The 15,380-nt window shown below is 71.7% G+C and carries 11 protein-coding genes and 1 pseudogene; 8 read left to right on the top strand and 4 right to left on the bottom strand.

All coding sequences use genetic code 11. The features are described from left to right. Window positions 1-193 precede the first annotated feature (193 nt). Together AFR_RS17695 and AFR_RS17700 are read left to right on the top strand one after the other, a co-directional pair. Window positions 194-1,267, top strand: a complete 1,074-nt coding sequence (locus AFR_RS17695; protein WP_023362051.1) for an FG-GAP repeat domain-containing protein — start codon at window positions 194-196, stop codon at window positions 1,265-1,267. Window positions 1,268-1,364: 97 nt separating this feature from the next. Next, window positions 1,365-1,958, top strand: a pseudogene (locus AFR_RS17700) (helix-turn-helix domain-containing protein); the annotation flags it as partial. Here AFR_RS17700 and AFR_RS48710 read toward each other — a convergent pair. Continuing rightward, window positions 1,935-2,438 carry an anthrone oxygenase family protein gene (locus tag AFR_RS48710; protein ID WP_148307991.1) on the bottom strand — a complete coding sequence of 168 codons (504 nt, stop codon included), beginning with the start codon at window positions 2,436-2,438 and terminating at the stop codon, window positions 1,935-1,937. The pseudogene AFR_RS17700 and the gene AFR_RS48710 overlap by 24 nt on opposite strands. A gap of 59 nt (window positions 2,439-2,497) precedes the next feature. Between AFR_RS48710 and AFR_RS17705 the strand changes: the two genes are divergently transcribed. Next, window positions 2,498-3,643, top strand: coding sequence for a pectinesterase family protein (locus AFR_RS17705; protein ID WP_023362055.1), 1,146 nt, complete (start codon window positions 2,498-2,500; stop codon window positions 3,641-3,643). Here AFR_RS17705 and AFR_RS17710 read toward each other — a convergent pair. Next, the gene (locus tag AFR_RS17710) at window positions 3,629-4,540 is read right to left on the bottom strand and encodes a hydroxymethylglutaryl-CoA lyase (protein WP_041840941.1); all 912 of its coding nucleotides are present in this window, start codon (window positions 4,538-4,540) and stop codon (window positions 3,629-3,631) included. The two genes, AFR_RS17705 and AFR_RS17710, sit on opposite strands and share 15 nt — an antisense overlap. Window positions 4,541-4,691: 151 nt before the next feature. Here AFR_RS17710 and AFR_RS17715 point away from each other — a divergent pair, with 151 nt between their 5' ends. Genes AFR_RS17715 through AFR_RS17735 form a run of 5 tightly spaced genes read left to right on the top strand, consistent with a single transcriptional unit; the run spans window position 4,692 to window position 11,023 of the window. Next, window positions 4,692-5,276 carry a GntR family transcriptional regulator gene (locus AFR_RS17715; RefSeq protein WP_023362059.1) on the top strand — a complete coding sequence of 195 codons (585 nt, stop codon included), beginning with the start codon at window positions 4,692-4,694 and terminating at the stop codon, window positions 5,274-5,276. Further along, the gene (locus AFR_RS17720; RefSeq protein ID WP_023362061.1) at window positions 5,273-6,466 is read left to right on the top strand and encodes a CaiB/BaiF CoA transferase family protein; all 1,194 of its coding nucleotides are present in this window, start codon (window positions 5,273-5,275) and stop codon (window positions 6,464-6,466) included. The genes AFR_RS17715 and AFR_RS17720 overlap by 4 nt, the downstream gene beginning before the upstream one ends. Before the next feature lie 12 nt (window positions 6,467-6,478). Further along, window positions 6,479-8,539, top strand: a complete 2,061-nt coding sequence (locus AFR_RS17725; RefSeq protein WP_041840943.1) for a hydantoinase/oxoprolinase family protein — start codon at window positions 6,479-6,481, stop codon at window positions 8,537-8,539. 1 nt (window position 8,540) lies between these two features. Then, entirely contained in the window at window positions 8,541-10,412 is a 1,872-nt protein-coding gene (locus AFR_RS17730) for a hydantoinase B/oxoprolinase family protein (RefSeq protein ID WP_023362065.1), read from the top strand. After that, window positions 10,409-11,023, top strand: coding sequence for an isochorismatase family protein (locus AFR_RS17735; RefSeq protein WP_041840944.1), 615 nt, complete (start codon window positions 10,409-10,411; stop codon window positions 11,021-11,023). The genes AFR_RS17730 and AFR_RS17735 overlap by 4 nt, the downstream gene beginning before the upstream one ends. Here the strand turns inward: AFR_RS17735 and AFR_RS17740 are convergent. Together AFR_RS17740 and AFR_RS17745 are read right to left on the bottom strand one after the other, a co-directional pair. Then, entirely contained in the window at window positions 10,998-13,832 is a 2,835-nt protein-coding gene (locus AFR_RS17740; RefSeq protein ID WP_023362069.1) for a glycoside hydrolase family 3 protein, read from the bottom strand. The genes AFR_RS17735 and AFR_RS17740 overlap by 26 nt on opposite strands. Before the next feature lie 157 nt (window positions 13,833-13,989). Then, window positions 13,990-15,150 (bottom strand): ROK family transcriptional regulator, encoded by a 1,161-nt coding sequence (locus AFR_RS17745; protein ID WP_238547295.1) that lies wholly within the window; start codon window positions 15,148-15,150, stop codon window positions 13,990-13,992. Between the last annotated feature and the right edge of the window lie 230 nt (window positions 15,151-15,380).

The raw sequence follows: 15,380 nt of genomic DNA on the forward strand, positions 1-15,380 counted from the left end.
GCCCGGACGAAGGCGAGCGTAAGCCCGATCTTCAGCGACCGCGAGTCCACGGACGGGCAAAAAATCGTACGCCCGGGCCACGCGCTTCGCGGCCTTTTCCGGTTACCGACGGCAACCGGACGCAATGACGGCAATGCCCTTTACCGGCGTTAGGTTCGTTCCCGGAATGTCCACCACGAGAACGGGGAGAAAGATGAACGGGAACCGGCGCCTGCTGGCGTTGACGGCAATCGCGGCCATGACGGTGGCGGCACAACTGCAGGGCCTTCCGGCCGCGGCGGCACCGCCGTCCGGCGGCGGATTCGGTGGCGTGGCCGGGGATTTCAACGGTGACGGCCGCGACGACATAGTCACCTTCACCCGCGGGCCGGCGGCCGACGTCTACGTCGCGTTGTCCAACGGCTCCGCCTTCACCGGTACCGGAGTCAAATGGCATGACTATTTTGCGGCCGGGACCGAAACGCCGTTGGTGGGTGATTTCAACGGTGACAACAAGGACGACATCGTGACGTTCACCCGTGGCGCGGCAGCCGACGTCTACGTCGCCTTGTCGACCGGTTCCTCCTTCACCGGAACGGGCGCCAAATGGCATGACTATTTCGCGGCGGGCTCGGAGATCCCGGCCGTCGGCGATTTCAACGGTGACGGCAGGGACGACATCGCCACCTTCACCCGCGGTTCCTCGGCCGACGTTTACGTCGCCCTCTCGACCGGCTCCGCCTTCTCCGGTACGGGTCAGAAGTGGCACGACTACTTCGCGGCAGGCTCGGAGATCCCGGCCGTCGGCGACTTCACGGGTGACGGCAAGGACGACATCGCCACGTTCACCCGGGGCGCGTCGGCGGACGTGTACGTCGCGCGGTCCACGGGTTCGGGGTTCGTGGGCACCGGCGCCAAGTGGCACGACTACTTCGCGGCGGGCTCGGAGTTGCCGTCGGTCGGCGACTTCACCGGTGACGGCAAGGACGACATCGTCACCTTCACGCGCGGTTCCTCGGCCGACGTCTACGTGGCCCGGTCGACGGGTTCGGGGTTCGTGGGCACCGGGGTCAAGTGGCACGACTACTTCGCGGCCGGCTCGGAGATCCCCGGCACCGGCGACTTCACCGGCGACGGCTTGACCGACATCGCCACGTTCACCCGGGGCGCGGCCGCGGACGTCTTCGTGGCGCGCTCGACCGCCCGGACCTTCGCCGGCACCGGCGTCCGCTGGCACACCTGGTTCGCCGCCGGATCGGAGCTGCCCCAGCCCGGCGTCCTCTGGTGAGCTGACACGACGGCCGTCCCGCCCCCGCGGGACGGCCGTTTGCCGATCTGACAAAGTTTCGTGCGACCAGGACAAACAGTCGGGCAGAGTGGCGCCCATGAACGACGAGTTCGACGCCGTGCTGGCCGCGGTGGGCCCCCGTTTGAGGGAGCTGCGCCGGCGCCGCGGATCAACTCTGACCGCCCTCGCCGAGTCGACCGGCATCCCGATCAGCACGCTGTCGCGGCTGGAGTCCGGTCAGCGCCGGCCCGCGCTCGACCTGCTGCTGCCGCTGGCCAAGGCCTTCCAGGTGCCGCTCGACGATCTGGTCGGGGCTCCGGCCAGCGGCGACCCCCGGGTCTTCCCCCGCCCGGTCACCCGCTTCGGCCTGACGGTCATCCCGCTCACCCGCAAACCCGGCGGACTGCAGGCGTTCAAGATGGTCCTGCCCGCGGGGCCGGCCGACCGGGAGCCCGATCCGAAGTCCCACGAGGGCTACCACTGGCTCTACGTCCTCAACGGCCGGCTGCGCCTCGTGCTCGGCGACCAGAGTTTGGTCCTGAGCAGCGGGGAGGTCGCGGAGTTCGACACCCATCTCCCGCACTGGTTCGGCACGGCCGACACCCACCCGGTCGAGCTCCTCAGCATCCTCGGCCCGCAGGGTGAACGCTTCCACCTGCGGGCGAGCTCACGGCGTCACGGCCAGGAGGAAGAGGACAAAGGCCGCGAGCGCCGCGCCCGCGCGGACGGTGTCGAGGCGTTCCCAGCGGGTGACCAGGGTGCGCCAGTCCGGCGGCGGGGCCTGCGGGTCCCAGGTGAGGACGGCACTGTTGATCGGGACGGTCCCGCCGAAGGTCGTCACGGCCCACACCAGCAGGGCGGCGAGTCCGGCGTACCGGAGAAGTGAGCCGTCGGTGATAGAGACCGTGACCGCGAGGGCCGCGGTGAGCAGGAAGACACCCGCGACCAGGATTCTCATCCGCAGGATGAGCGCCTGGCGGAGCCGGATCTGCGGCTCCGGCTCCACGGCCCCGAGCGGATCACGCAGGGCGAAGCGCACGAGAATCTCGAAGCCCGCGAGCAGCCCGGCGAAGAACAACCCGGCGTAAGCAAGATCAGTCATGGACCGAGCTTCGCGGAGACGGCTGACACGCCGCCGACACGAAGCCCCGGCGCGCTGACACGCATCCATTGACGAATGTCACTGCCGGTCCTACCGTCCTGAGGTAAGCGCTTACCTCGGGAGGTCCCATGCACCGCCGCACCTTGATCCGGCTGGCCGCGACCTCCGGCGCCGCGGTGGCCGCCGGCCTTGCCACCGGCCGTTCCGCGCAGGCCCGTCCAGGCGGGCCGACCACAGCCGACGGCTTTCCCGGGCAGGCCCACCCAGGCGGGCGGGTCGCGGCCGACGGCCTTCCCGGGCCGGCCCACCCGGGCCGGCGGATCACGGTCGCGGCCGACGGCAGCGGTGACGTCACGACCGTCCAGGCCGCGATCGACGCGGTGCCATCCGGGAACACCACCTGCTTCACGATCGACGTGCGGCCGGGTGTCTACACCGGGCAGGTCATCGTTCCGGCGGACAAGCCGCACGTCCTGCTGCGCGGCCGGGCCACCCGTGCGGAGCAGGTGGTCATCAGCGACGACCGCGCCAACGGCACCCCGCGCCCCGAAGGTGGCACGTGGGGCACCTCGGGCAGCGCCTCGGTCACCGTCGACGCCTCGGATTTCACTGCCACGAACCTGACGTTCGCCAACACCTTCGACGAGGCCGCCCACCCGGAGATCACCGGCAGGCAGGCGGTGGCGGTGCTGACCCGCGCTGATCGGCTCGTTTTCGATCACGTCCGGTTCCTCGGCAACCAGGACACGCTCTACCTCAACAGTCCGGCCGCGGACGTACCCGCCCGGATCTACCTGCGTGGCTGTTACGTCGAGGGTGACGTCGACTTCATCTTCGGCCGTGGCACGGCCGCCTTCGACCGCTGCCGGATCCACTCGCTGACCCGCGGATCCGAGACCAACAACGGATACGTGACCGCGCCGAGCACGAGCATCACCAACCCGTACGGGCTGCTCTTCTCACGCTGCTCGTTCGCCTCCGACGCACCCGCGGCGAGTGTCTTCCTCGGGCGGCCGTGGCATCCGAGCCAGGACCCGAACGCGATCGGGCAGGCGGTGATCCGGAACTCGGTGCTCGGCGCGCACATCGGCCCGGCGCCGTGGAGCGACTTCGGCACCTGGTCGTGGCGTGACGCGCGGTTCGCGGAGTTCCGCAACCGCGGCCCCGGCGCGCTGGTGACCCCGGACCGCCCGCAACTCACCGCCGCCGAGGCCACCGGCTACACCGTCGCGTCCTACCTGGCCGGCACCGACGGCTGGTCACCGCACTGCTGACCCCAGCGGGAAGAGGCCGGCGCGTGACAGTTGCCCGGGTACTTCGTGGCCGAGCTGGTCGCCCAGGCGGCGGGCTACCGGCAGCAGCGCGCTGACGTCCACGCCGACGTCGTATCCGCTGCGGCCGAGCAGGTAGAGCAGGTCCTCGGTCGCGATGTTCCCGGTCGCGTCCGGTGCGAACGGGCATCCGCCGATGCCACCGGCGCTGCTGTCGAGCGCCACCGGCGAGTCCCCGGCCAGCTCGGCAGCCGTCAGAGCGTTGGCATAACCGGTGTTGCGGGTGTTGTGGAAATGCCACCGCAACGGCACACCCGGCGCCTCGCTGGCCGCGACTCCGGCCAGCGCCCGCACCTGCGCGGGCACACCGACGCCGATGGTGTCGGCCAGGGCCAGCTCGTCGGGTCGTGCCTGCAGGCATCCGGCGACGACCTCGCGGACGCGGCTCACCGGTACCTCACCCTCGAACGGGCAGCCGAACGCGGCGGCGATCGTCACCGTGGTCCGCAGACCGGCATCCTTGGCCCGCACGGCGATCCGCTGCCACGCCGCGATGCCCTCGGCCGTCGTGACGCCCTGATTGCGGGTGCTGAAGGTGTCCGTGGCGACGACAACAACGTTGACCTCGTCCAGACCGGCGGCGATCGCCCGGTCGAGACCGCGCTCGTTGAGCACGAGCCCGATCCAGGACACCTGCCCGCGGGGGAGCCGTGCGGCGACCGCTTCGGCGTCGGCCATCTGCGGGACCCGTTTCGGGTGCACGAAGCTGGTCGCCTCGATGCGGCGCAGGCCGGCCGCCGCCAGCGACGAGATCAGGGCGACCTTGTCGTCGGTGCTCAGCAGGACGTCCTCGTTCTGCAGCCCGTCACGCGGGGAGACTTCTACCACCGAAACGCTCATTGCATACAACCCACCAACATCATGGACACCCCTCTTGCGGAAACGTCCCGGCAGTGACCAGGATTGCATGCAATCGAGCTGAGCGGGAGGTCCAGTGCGACCAGCGGCGGAGCAAGCGGCGCAGTCACTGCGAGAGGAGATCCTCTCGGGGGTGATCGCGTCCGGGACCCGGCTCGGCGAGGCCGAGTTGGCCAGTCGCCTGTCGGTGAGCCGGACCCCGATCCGCGAGGCGCTCAGCCGGCTCGCCGCCGAAGGGCTGGTCGAGCTGCAGCCCAACCGGGGCGCCCGTGTTGCCACCTGGTCGACGGACGAGCTGCGGGAGATCTTCGAGCTGCGCCTGCGGCTCGAGCCGTACGCGGTGCGTCAGGCCGTACCGAAGCTCGGTGCCGGGGAGCTCGCCGAGCTGGACGAGCTCGCCGAGGCCATGCTCCGGATCGGTCGTCCGGGACGGCACCAGGACCTGACCGCGATCGTCGACCTCAACCGGCGCTTCCACGGTCTGTTCATCGAGGCGGCCGGCGCGGCACCGCTCGCGGCGGCCCTGCGCGGCGTCACGCACGCGGCCGTGGTGCACCAGAACTTCCACGACTACGCGCCGGATGCGTTGCTGCGCAGCCTGAACCACCACGTCGAGATGGTCGCCGCGGCCCGCGCGGGTGACGGCGACTGGGCCGAGGCCATCATGCGCGCCCACCTCTACAACGCCCGCGCCACGATGATCGGGGTGACCGCATGACCCTGCCCCTGGACGACCTGCGAGTGGTCGAGTTCGGTCAGCTGCTGGCCGGGCCGTTCTGCGGTCAGCTGCTGGGCGACTTCGGTGCCGAGGTCATCAAGGTCGAGGACCCGGCGACGGGTGACCCGATGCGCCAGTGGGGACGGGAGAAGCCGCACGGCAAGTCGCTGTGGTGGCCGGTCGTCGCCCGCAACAAGAAGTCGATCACCTGCAATCTGCGGGACCCCGAGGGGCAGGCGCTGATCCGCCGGCTCATCGACACCGCCGACATCGTGGTGGAGAACTTCCGGCCGGGCACCCTCGAACGCTGGGGCATGGCGCCCGAGACGCTGTGGAAGACCAATCCGGGCCTGATCATCACCCGGGTCACCGGGTACGGCCAGACGGGCCCCTACGCGAGCCGGGCCGGCTTCGGCTCGATCGGCGAGGCGATGGGCGGCATCCGTTACGTCATGGGTGAGCCCGGCAGCCCGCCCGTCCGCGCCGGGATCTCGCTCGGTGACTCGCTCGCCGCGGTCTACGCCTGTCTGGGCACACTCGTCGCGGTGCACAGCCGTGGGCGGACCGGCCGCGGGCAGATCGTCGACTCGGCGATCTACGAGGCGGTGCTGGCGATGATGGAGTCGCTGCTGCCGGAGTGGGCGGTCGCCGGTTACCAGCGCGAGCGCACCGGCGCGACGCTGCCGAACGTGTCACCGAGCAACGTCTACCCGACCGGTGACGGCGATCTGATCCTCATCGCCGCCAACCAGGACACGGTGTTCGGGCGGCTGGCCGTCGCGATGGGGGAGCCGGAGCTCGCCGCCGACCCCCGGTACGCGACCCACTCGGCCCGCGGCGCGGCGATGGCCGAGCTCGACGACCACATCGCCCGCTGGACCTCGGGCCGCGCGGCCGAGGACCTGCTCGGACTGCTGCATGCCAACGGCGTACCGGCGGGCCGGATCTTCCGGGCGAAGGACATGTTCGGTGACCCGCACTTCGCGGCCCGCGAGGCGATCGTGACCGTGCCCCATCCCGATTTCGGTGAGCTGCCGATGCAGAACGCAACACCGCGGCTCTCCGAGACCCCGGGAGCCGTCCGCACCGCCGGGCCGGCCCTGGGCGAGCACAACACCGAGATCTACGGCGGACTCATCGGTCTGGACGAGACGGAGCAAGCGCGCCTGCGTGCAGCCGGCATCATCTGAGAAGGGAGCGAGATGTCATATCGACTCGGCGTGGATGTGGGCGGAACCTTCACCGACGTGCTGTTGGTCGACGAGGATTCCGGGGCGACCTGGCGGGCCAAGACCGCCTCGACGCCGAGTGACCAGTCGGTGGGTGTGCTGCACGGCATCGACAAGGTGTGTGCCGAGGCGGGTGTCGAGCGCGGCGACGTCGCGCACGTCCTGCACGGCACGACCGTCGCGACGAACGCGATCCTGGAGGGCAAGGGCGCCACCGTCGGTCTCGTCACCACCGAGGGTTTCCGGCAGGTGCTGCAGATCGCCCGGTCGTTCGTGCCCGGCGGCCTGGCCGGCTGGATCATCTGGCCCAAACCCGAACCGCTCGCCGCCCTGGAGAACACCGTCGAGGTGCCCGGGCGCACGGGCAGCGACGGCAGCGTCGTCCGGCCGCTCGACGAGGAGGCCACGCGCAAGGCCCTGCGACAGCTGCGGGACAACGGCATCGAGGCTCTGGCGGTGTCGCTCATCAACGCCTTCGCCAACGACGAGCACGAGCGGCGCATCGCCGAGCTCGCCGCCGAGGAACTCCCCGGCATCGAGGTCTCGCTCTCCAGCGTGGTGCTCCCCGAGATGCGCGAGTACGAACGCGCCCTCACCACCGTCGCCAACGGATACGTCCAGCCGCAGGTCGCGCGGTACGTCGCCAACCTGTCCGCCCAGCTCGCCGCCGAGGGCGTACGCGGGGAGCTGTCGATCCTGCGCAGCGACGGCGGCCTGTCGTCGGCCACCGCCGCGATCTCCGCGCCCGTCACGATGTTGCTGTCGGGCCCGGCCGGTGGTGTCACCGGTGCCGTCTGGGTGGCCGAGCAGTCCGGGCACACCGAGCTGATCACTTTCGACATGGGCGGCACGTCGACCGACGTCGCGCTGGTGCAGGGCGGGACGGCCCGCATCGGCCGCGAGACGAAGGTCGGTGACCTGACCGTGCGTGCCTCGGCGGTCGACGTCCGGACGGTCGGTGCCGGTGGCGGCTCGATCGCCCACGTGCCGCAGCTGACCAGGGCGTTGCGGGTCGGGCCGCAGTCGGCCGGTGCCGAGCCGGGGCCGGCCGCGTACGGGAAAGGGGGCACCGAGCCGACCGTGACCGATGCGAACGTGGTCCTGGGTTATCTGCCGTCCTCGCTGGCCGGTGGCGAGATCACCCTCGACCGCGAGGCCGCCCGCGCCGCCGTGCAGACCGTCGCCGACGCGATGGGCCTGCCGAGTGCCGAGGCGGCCGCCGCCGGGATCATCGACATCGTCAACGAGAACATGCTCGGCGGTCTGCGCCTGGTCAGCGTGCAGCAGGGCTTCGACCCGCGCGACTTCGCCCTGGTGGCGTTCGGTGGTGCCGGACCGTTGCACGCCAACGCCCTCGGGCGGCTCACCGGCGCCTGGCCGGTCATCGTCCCGCCGTCACCCGGTGTGCTGTGCGCGCTGGGCGACGCCACCACGTCGGCCCGCGACGAGGCGGCGCGGACCGTGCTGCGCAAGGTCGGCGACCTCGATGCCGGGGAGTTCGCCACGGTCTTCCGCGAGCTCGCCGAGGCGGCTTCCCAGCGTCTGGTGGCCCAGGGGGTCCCCGCCGACCGGCACACCACGACCTACTCCGCCGATCTGCGTTTTGTCGGCCAGGGCAACGAGTTGCCGGTCACCTTCGACGAGGAGCTGCTGGCGGCGCCGGACGCGCCCGCGTTGCTCGCCGCCCGTTTCGACGCCGAGCACGAGCGGCTCTTCTCGTTCACCCTCGCGGCCGGGCACGAGCTGGTCAACGCCCGAGCCACCGTCACCGGCCCTCGTCCCCGCGTGGCGCCGATCCACCTGGAGAAGGGCGACGGTGACCCCTCCGCCGCCCGGACCGGTGACACCCGCGTGTACGTCGACGGCGCGTTCGTCGATGCCGGGCTCTACGACCGGCTCAAGCTCCGGGCCGGCGACGTGATCGCCGGGCCGGCCATCGTGGCCGAGATGGATTCGACCACCCTCGTGCTCCCCGGACACACCGCCACGGCCGACGCCGGCGGCAGTCTCCTGATCCGCCCCTCGGAGGCCTGAGATGGCACGCATCGTCGAACGCGACACCACCCCGCTCGCCCGGGCCGACGTCGACCCGGTGACGCTCGACCTGGTCGAGAACGGTCTGCGCAACGCCCGGTACGAGATGGACGAGGTCCTCTTCCGCACCGCCCTCTCACCCGGCATCCGGGAGCAGCACGACGAGTTCCCGCTGATCGCCGACGCGAGCGGCAAGATGGTCGTGGGCCAGTTCGGCCTCTCGATCCCCGACTTCCTGGCCGGCTTCGACGGTGACATCGGCGAGGGTGACGTCCTGCTCACCTCCGACCCGTACGCGTGCGGCGCCGCGATCAGTCACGCCAACGACTGGCTGGTCGTTCTCCCGATCTACGTCGACGGGCGGGTCGTCGGCTGGGCCTCGATGTTCGGGCACATGTCGGACGTGGGCGGTAAGACGCCGTCGTCGATGCCGACCGACGCCCGCACGATCTACGAGGAGGGTGTGGTGATCCCGCCCTTCAAGCTCTACGAGAACGGCAAGGTCAACGAGGACGCCCTCCGGATCATTCTCAACCAGGTACGCGTCCCCGACTGGAACCGCGCCGACCTCAACGGCCTCGTCGCCGCGTGCCGCACGGCCGCCCGCCGGGTGCAGGAGATGTGCGCCCGCTTCGGCACCGCGACCTATCTGTCCGCGCTCGACGATCTGCTCCAGCGCAACCACGACGCGATGAAGGTGCTGCTCCAGGTCGTCTTCGAGGAGGGGCGCACGCTCTCGTTCACCGACTACATCTGCGACGACGGGGTCGGCTTCGGGCCGTACGAGCTGAAGCTGTCGCTGACCCGGACCGGTGAGAAGGTGCACCTGGACTTCACGGGCTCGTCACCGCAGGCCGCCGGGCCGATCAACTACTACCTCAACGAGAACCTGGCGCGGATGTTCTTCGGCATCTACATGATCACCGTGGCCGACCCGCAGATCCTCTGGAACGACGGCTTCTACCCGCTGGTCGACGTGACGATCCCCGACGGCTCCTACTGGAAGCCGAAACATCCGGCCGCCCTGAACGCCCGCAACCACGGCATCGGCCGGGTCTTCGACCTCTTCGGCGGCCTGCTCGGGCAGACCAACCCGGCGCTGCTCAACGCGGCCGGTTTCTCGTCCTCGCCGCACTTCATGTACTCCGGGAACTACTCGGGCGGCGACCGCAAGGGGGAGTGGTTCCAGCTCTACTCGATCGGCTTCGGCGGCATCCCCGGGCGGCCGCTCGGCGACGGTCCCGACGGGCACTCGCTCTGGCCCAGCTTCGTCAACATCCCGTGCGAGTTCCTCGAGTCGTACTACCCGCTGCGGATCGAGAAGTGGGAGACGCTCGCCGACACCGGCGGCGCGGGCCTGCACCGGGGTGGCAACGGTGTCGACGTCGCCTACCGCTTCCTCGAGCCCGGCACGATCGCGATCCACGACGACCGCTGGCTGATGTACCCGTGGGGTGTCAACGGCGGCACCCCGGGCGCCCGCGGTCGCAAGTGGATCGACCGCGCGGGCGGTGAACGGGAGATCCTGCCCAGCAAGTGTCACGACGTGCCCGTCCACCCCGGCGACGTGCTGCACTTCGTCACGTGGGGTGGCGGCGGCTGGGGTGACCCGCTCGAACGCGACCCCGCGCTGGTCGGCCTGGAGGTCCGCCGCGGCCTGGTCAGCAGCGACGGCGCCCGCCGGTACGGCGTGGTCACCGACGACGGTGGTGCCGTCGACACGGACGGCACCGAGGACCTGCGCCGGCGGCTGCGGGCCGGGCGGCCGGACGAGTTGCCGGTCTTCGACATGGGACCGGGCCTCGACGAGATCCTCGCCCGGTGCGAGGAGGAGACCGGTCTGCCCGCGCCGACCCGGCCCGTCTGGACATGACCACGCCCTTCGGCGCCACCCTCGGCTGGGGTGACCGCCCGGCGTTGCTGCTCATCGACATGATGCGGGCGTACTTCACGCCGGGCAGCCCGTTCGACCTCGGCTCCCGGGCCGCGGTCGACGGCTGCGCCGAGCTGCTGGGCGTGGCGCGGGCGGCCGGGATCCCGGTCGTGCACACCCGGGTCGCCTATGCCGCGGACCTCACCGACGGGGGCCTCTTCGTCCGCAAGGTGCCCGGTCTCGCGGTGCTCGCCGAGGGAGCCGGACACCTCGGCGAGTTCGTCCCCGAGCTGGAACCGGGCGCGGGCGAGGTGGTCGTCGTCAAGCAGTACGCGTCCGGCTTCTTCGGTACCTCACTGGCGGCCACCCTGACCGCCCGGGGGATCGACACCGCGGTCATCGCCGGGGTGTCGACCTCGGGCTGTGTCCGGGCGACGGCGACCGACGCGCTGCAGCACGGCTTCCGCCCGATCGTCGCCGCGGACGCCTGCGGGGACCGGACCCGGGCCGTGCACGACGCGTCGATCTTCGACCTGGGCGCGAAGTACGCCGATGTCACCACCGTCGCCGAGGCCGGGGCTCAGCTCAGGGCCCGAAACCGACAGCGCTGACCCGGGCGCCGGCGCGGTCGAAGACCAGGTAGAGGTCGTGGCGGCCGGACGCGCCGGACAGCGGCGCGTCCACCTCGATCCAGTCGTGGCGTCCGGCCACCGCCGGCACGTCCAGCACCGCGGCCACCGGACCGGAGAGCGGCTCGTCGAGGCGTACCTCGATCCGTGCGCCGGAGCCGGAGGCCGCGGCCGAGGCGGTGATGCGGTGTTCGCCCGCGCCGAAGTCGACGCGGTCGAAGGCCAGCCACCCGCCGTCCCGGACCGCCACCACGGCGTCGCCTTCCGACGGGCCCTCGGCGGTCAGGGCGGTGCCGTACTCGGCGTCGCGGTTCGCCGCCCGCAGGCTGGTCGCCGGCCGGTCCGGGACGGTCTCGCCGTGCACCGTCAGGATCGCGGACGCCGTGAGGTCGGTGCACGAGCGCCCGGTCAGCACGGTGTGCCGGGCCGACTCGATCAGCGGCCGGTCCTGGACCACGTCGTAGAACGCCAGGTCGGCCGGGTCGAGGGTCAGCGTCACCGTGGCCTGTTCGCCGGGAGCGAGCCGGACCCGCCGGAAGCCCCGCAGCTGCCGCAGCGGTTGTTTGACCCGCGACCGCCGCTGCCGTGTGTAGAACTGCACCACCTCGGTGCCCGTCCGGTCGCCGGTGTTGACGACGTCGACGCTGACCTCGACCCGGTCGCCGGCCGAGACGGAAGGGGTGCTCAGCCGCAGGTCCCGGTGCTCGAAGCGGGTGTAGCCGAGGCCGTGCCCGAACGGGTAGAGCGGTGTGCCCCGGAAGTAGAGGTAGGTCGCGTCGCTGCCGATGATGTCGTAGTCGAGCAGGTCGGGGAGTTCGTCGGTGCCGGCGTACCAGGTCTGGGGGAGGCGGCCCGTGGGCTCGACCGGCTCACCCGTCCCCGTCGCGCCGAGCAGTACGTCGGTGAGGCCGGTCCCGTGCTCCTGACCGCCGTGCGCCGACCACAGCACCGCCGGCACGTGCTCCTGGGCCCAGCCGATCGCGTACGGGTAACTGCTCGTCAGCAGCAGCACGGTCCGCGGATTGGCGGCGTGGACGGCCCGCAGCACCGCGTCCTGCCCCGGCGGCAGCTCCAGCCCGGTGCGGTCCTCGGTCTCGCGCCCGGCGACCATCGGATGGTTGCCGAGCACGACCACCACCACGTCGGCCTCGCGAGCCACAGCCGCGGCGGTTGCCGCACCGTCCTCGACCAGCTCGACGTCGAACGCCGTGGCTGTCGCGGCCTCCGTGGCCTCGGCGCGCAGCACACCGTCGTCACCGGCCACGACCCACCGGTTGCTCGCCAGGTGCCGCAGCAGCACGGCGTGACCCCGCCGGAGCGGCTCGAACGTCTCCCGCACGACCCACTCGCCGGGCTCCGGCCGGTCGTTGATCAGCACGCCGTCCTCGCCCGCGCGCACGTACCGCCGGTTGCCCGCGGCGCGCAGGGTGAGCGTGCCGCCACCCCAGTCGAGCACGTCGAAGAGGTCGTCGCCGCTCCCGCCGGCCCGCAGCACGGCACCCTCGGGCCCGTCGCCGCCGGTCACGACTCCCGCCGGAGTGCGCAGGCGGATCCGGTCGGCACCCTCGGTCCCGCTCACCGAGTCCACGCCCAGCCGGGCGGTCAGACCGGCCCGCACCGAGACCGCGTACGGCAGACTGCCGCTGTACCAGTCGGCCGCGACAGTGTCGCCCAGTGGCCCGATCACGGCGACCGTCCGCCCGGCGTCCAGGGGCAGCAGGTCGTCGCTGTTCTTCAGCAGGACGACGGAAGCCCGGGCCGCCTCGCGGGCGAGCTCCTGGTGCTCGGGGCAGTTGACGACGTCGGCGGTCGTGGCCGCGTACGGGTCGAGGCCGGCGGGGTCGAACTCGCCGAGCCGGAACCGGATCGCCAGGATGCGCCGGACGGCCGTGTCCACGTCGGAGGCGGTCAGCAGGCCGCGGTCGAGTGCCTCGTGCAGCCGCGTCACGGTCGTCGCGGGGTCCTCGGTGAAGCAGTCGACCCCGGCCCGCAGCGCGGCGGCCAGCCCGGACACGTGATCGGGCAGGTAGTGCTGGTCGCCCGCGAGGTTGGTGCAGGCGCCCGCGTCGCCGACCACCAGCACGTCGTCGCCGGTCCAGGTGCGCAGTTCGGAGGCGAGCAACGGGCTCAGGTGGGCCGGCCGGCCGTTCACCAGGTTGTAGGACGCCATGACCGCAACGGCCGCACCGGAGGCGATGGGCCCGCGGAACGCCGGCAGTTCGTACTCGTGCAGCACCCGCGGCGGCAGGTCGCTGGACGTGAGGTGGCGATCGGTCTCGTTGTTGTAGCCCAGGAAGTGCTTCAGCGTCGGTGCTGTCCGCAGGTAGCGGGGGTCGTCGCCGCGCAGCCCGGACGCGTACGCGGTCCCGAGCACCCCGGTCAGCCAGGGATCCTCGGCGTACCCCTCCTCGTTGCGGCCCCAGCGCGGGTCGCGCAACGGGTTGACCACGGGCGCCCAGACGTTGAGCCCGGTGCCGACGGGGTCCTTGTGGTGCAGGCCGCGTACCTCGTCGCCGACCGCCGCGCCGACCCGCCGGACCAGCTCGGGGTCCCAGGTGCTGCCCAGCCCCACCGCCTGCGGGAAGACGGTGGCCTCGCCGAGCCAGGCGACGCCGTGCAGCGCCTCGGTCCCGGTACGGAACGGCCCGACGCCGAGCCGGGGCACCGCGCCCTGGTACTGCTGGAGCAGTCCGACCTTCTCGTCGAGGGTGAGCCGGGAGAGCAGGTCGGCCACCCGCCGGGACAGTGGCGCGCCGGGGTCCTCGAAGGTGCGGCGGGCCGTGTCGTCCATCGCGGTGCTCTCCCTGCGAGTCCGTCGAAGCGCTTCGATGATGGCCTGAGAAAAGGCTCCGCCGACGCGCTGTTACGCACGTGTTACGGCGGAGCCCTTCGAGGTTGACACCCGGCATCGATCCCGGTCAAGAGAAACATTTAGATAAGACGATGTCCTATTCGACGGGTACGGGCAGCCGCCCGGCCTCCAGACGGTCCAGGGCCAGCATTGCGCCGCCGACCGCCGCGGCGTCCGGGTGCAGGGTGGACACCGTGACCCGGAAGCCGAGATCACCCGGCGCGGCGGCCCGGGACTTCACCTCCGCCTCCACCGCGGGCAGCAGCCACGGTGCGAGCGTCGCGAAGGTGCCGCCGAGCACCACGACCTGCGGGTCCAGCAGCTCGGCCAGGGTCGAGACGCCGCGGCCCAGCAGCCGGCCGGTGTCCGCGAGGACCTCGGTCACCCGGGTGTCACCCGCCTTGGCCAGCGCGACGATCCGCTCCAGCTCGGGCGCGTAATCGGTGACCGGGCCGTCGTCCTCGGTGTCCGGCAGCGCCCGGCGCACCAGGGCGGGCAGCCCCGCGACGGCTTCCAGGCACCCCGTGCGGCCGCACCGGCACAGCGGGCCGTCGCAGTCGACCTGGAGATGACCGACCTGACCCGCGGATCCGCGCCCGCCGCGTAACAACCGGCCGCCGGTGATGATCCCGGCGCTCACACCGGCGTCACCGACCAGCGTGACCAGGTCGGGTGTGTCCGCGTCGGCGCCGGCGCGGTGCTCGGCCAGGGCGGCCAGATTGGCGGCGCTGTCGACGACAACCTCGTAGTCCGGCCGGCGCAGCCCGCGTTCGAGGGCGGCGTGCAGCTCCAGGTCGGGCCGGCCGAGATGGGGTGCGAAGCGCACACCACCGTCGGCGCCGACCTGCCCGGGCACACCGACGGTCAGCCCGAGGACCCGGCGGTCCTGAGCGGCCATCTTCGCGACCACCCGTCCGGCCAGCGCCGCGACCGCGGCCTCGGCCCGCCCGGGGGTGCCGTCCAGCCCGGGGTACGCCCGGCGCCAGGTCAGCAGGCGTTCACCGGTCAGGTCGACCGCGACCACGGCGAGGTGGTCGGTCGCGACCTCGAGCCCGATCGCGGCGTACGGGCGGGACTCGAGCGTGAGCATCGCCGCCGGGCGTCCGATCCTGTTCTCCGCCATGCCGGTCTCACGGAGCAGCCGTCGCTCCAGGAGATCGGCGACCAGGCTGGACACCGTTGCCTTGTTCAGTCCCGTGGACGCGGCGATGTCCGCGCGCGAGCAGGGTGCGTGGGTGCGTACGTATCTGAGGACCACCGCCAGGTTCGTCATTCTCACGTCGGACAAGTCCGCCGGCTGCGTCATGCCGTGCGTACCGATCACGTCAGTCCTGCCTCCCGCCGCCGGGTCCCCGGCTGGCCCGTCCCATCATGCCGTGCCCCTGCTCCGCGGGCACGGACATCTCTTGTGGGCCCCACCACCGTCGGCTACTTTGTTTGGCTACAAGCCAAACAAACTCTAGCGGGAAGCTGTCGGTCCCGTCGACC

Origin of the sequence: Amorphoplanes friuliensis DSM 7358 (genome assembly GCF_000494755.1) — a bacterium.
GTDB lineage: Bacteria > Actinomycetota > Actinomycetes > Mycobacteriales > Micromonosporaceae > Actinoplanes > Actinoplanes friuliensis.

What these genes read in the sequence shown, in the direction of transcription:
- AFR_RS17695 (WP_023362051.1), top strand. Translation starts at nt 194, where the DNA reads ATGAACGGGAACCGGCGCCTGCTGGCGTTGACGGCAATCGCGGCCATG.
- AFR_RS48710 (WP_148307991.1), bottom strand. Translation starts at nt 2,438, where the DNA reads ATGGATGCGTGTCAGCGCGCCGGGGCTTCGTGTCGGCGGCGTGTCAGC.
- AFR_RS17705 (WP_023362055.1), top strand. Translation starts at nt 2,498, where the DNA reads ATGCACCGCCGCACCTTGATCCGGCTGGCCGCGACCTCCGGCGCCGCG.
- AFR_RS17710 (WP_041840941.1), bottom strand. Translation starts at nt 4,540, where the DNA reads ATGAGCGTTTCGGTGGTAGAAGTCTCCCCGCGTGACGGGCTGCAGAAC.
- AFR_RS17720 (WP_023362061.1), top strand. Translation starts at nt 5,273, where the DNA reads ATGACCCTGCCCCTGGACGACCTGCGAGTGGTCGAGTTCGGTCAGCTG.
- AFR_RS17725 (WP_041840943.1), top strand. Translation starts at nt 6,479, where the DNA reads ATGTCATATCGACTCGGCGTGGATGTGGGCGGAACCTTCACCGACGTG.
- AFR_RS17730 (WP_023362065.1), top strand. Translation starts at nt 8,541, where the DNA reads ATGGCACGCATCGTCGAACGCGACACCACCCCGCTCGCCCGGGCCGAC.
- AFR_RS17735 (WP_041840944.1), top strand. Translation starts at nt 10,409, where the DNA reads ATGACCACGCCCTTCGGCGCCACCCTCGGCTGGGGTGACCGCCCGGCG.
- AFR_RS17740 (WP_023362069.1), bottom strand. Translation starts at nt 13,832, where the DNA reads ATGGACGACACGGCCCGCCGCACCTTCGAGGACCCCGGCGCGCCACTG.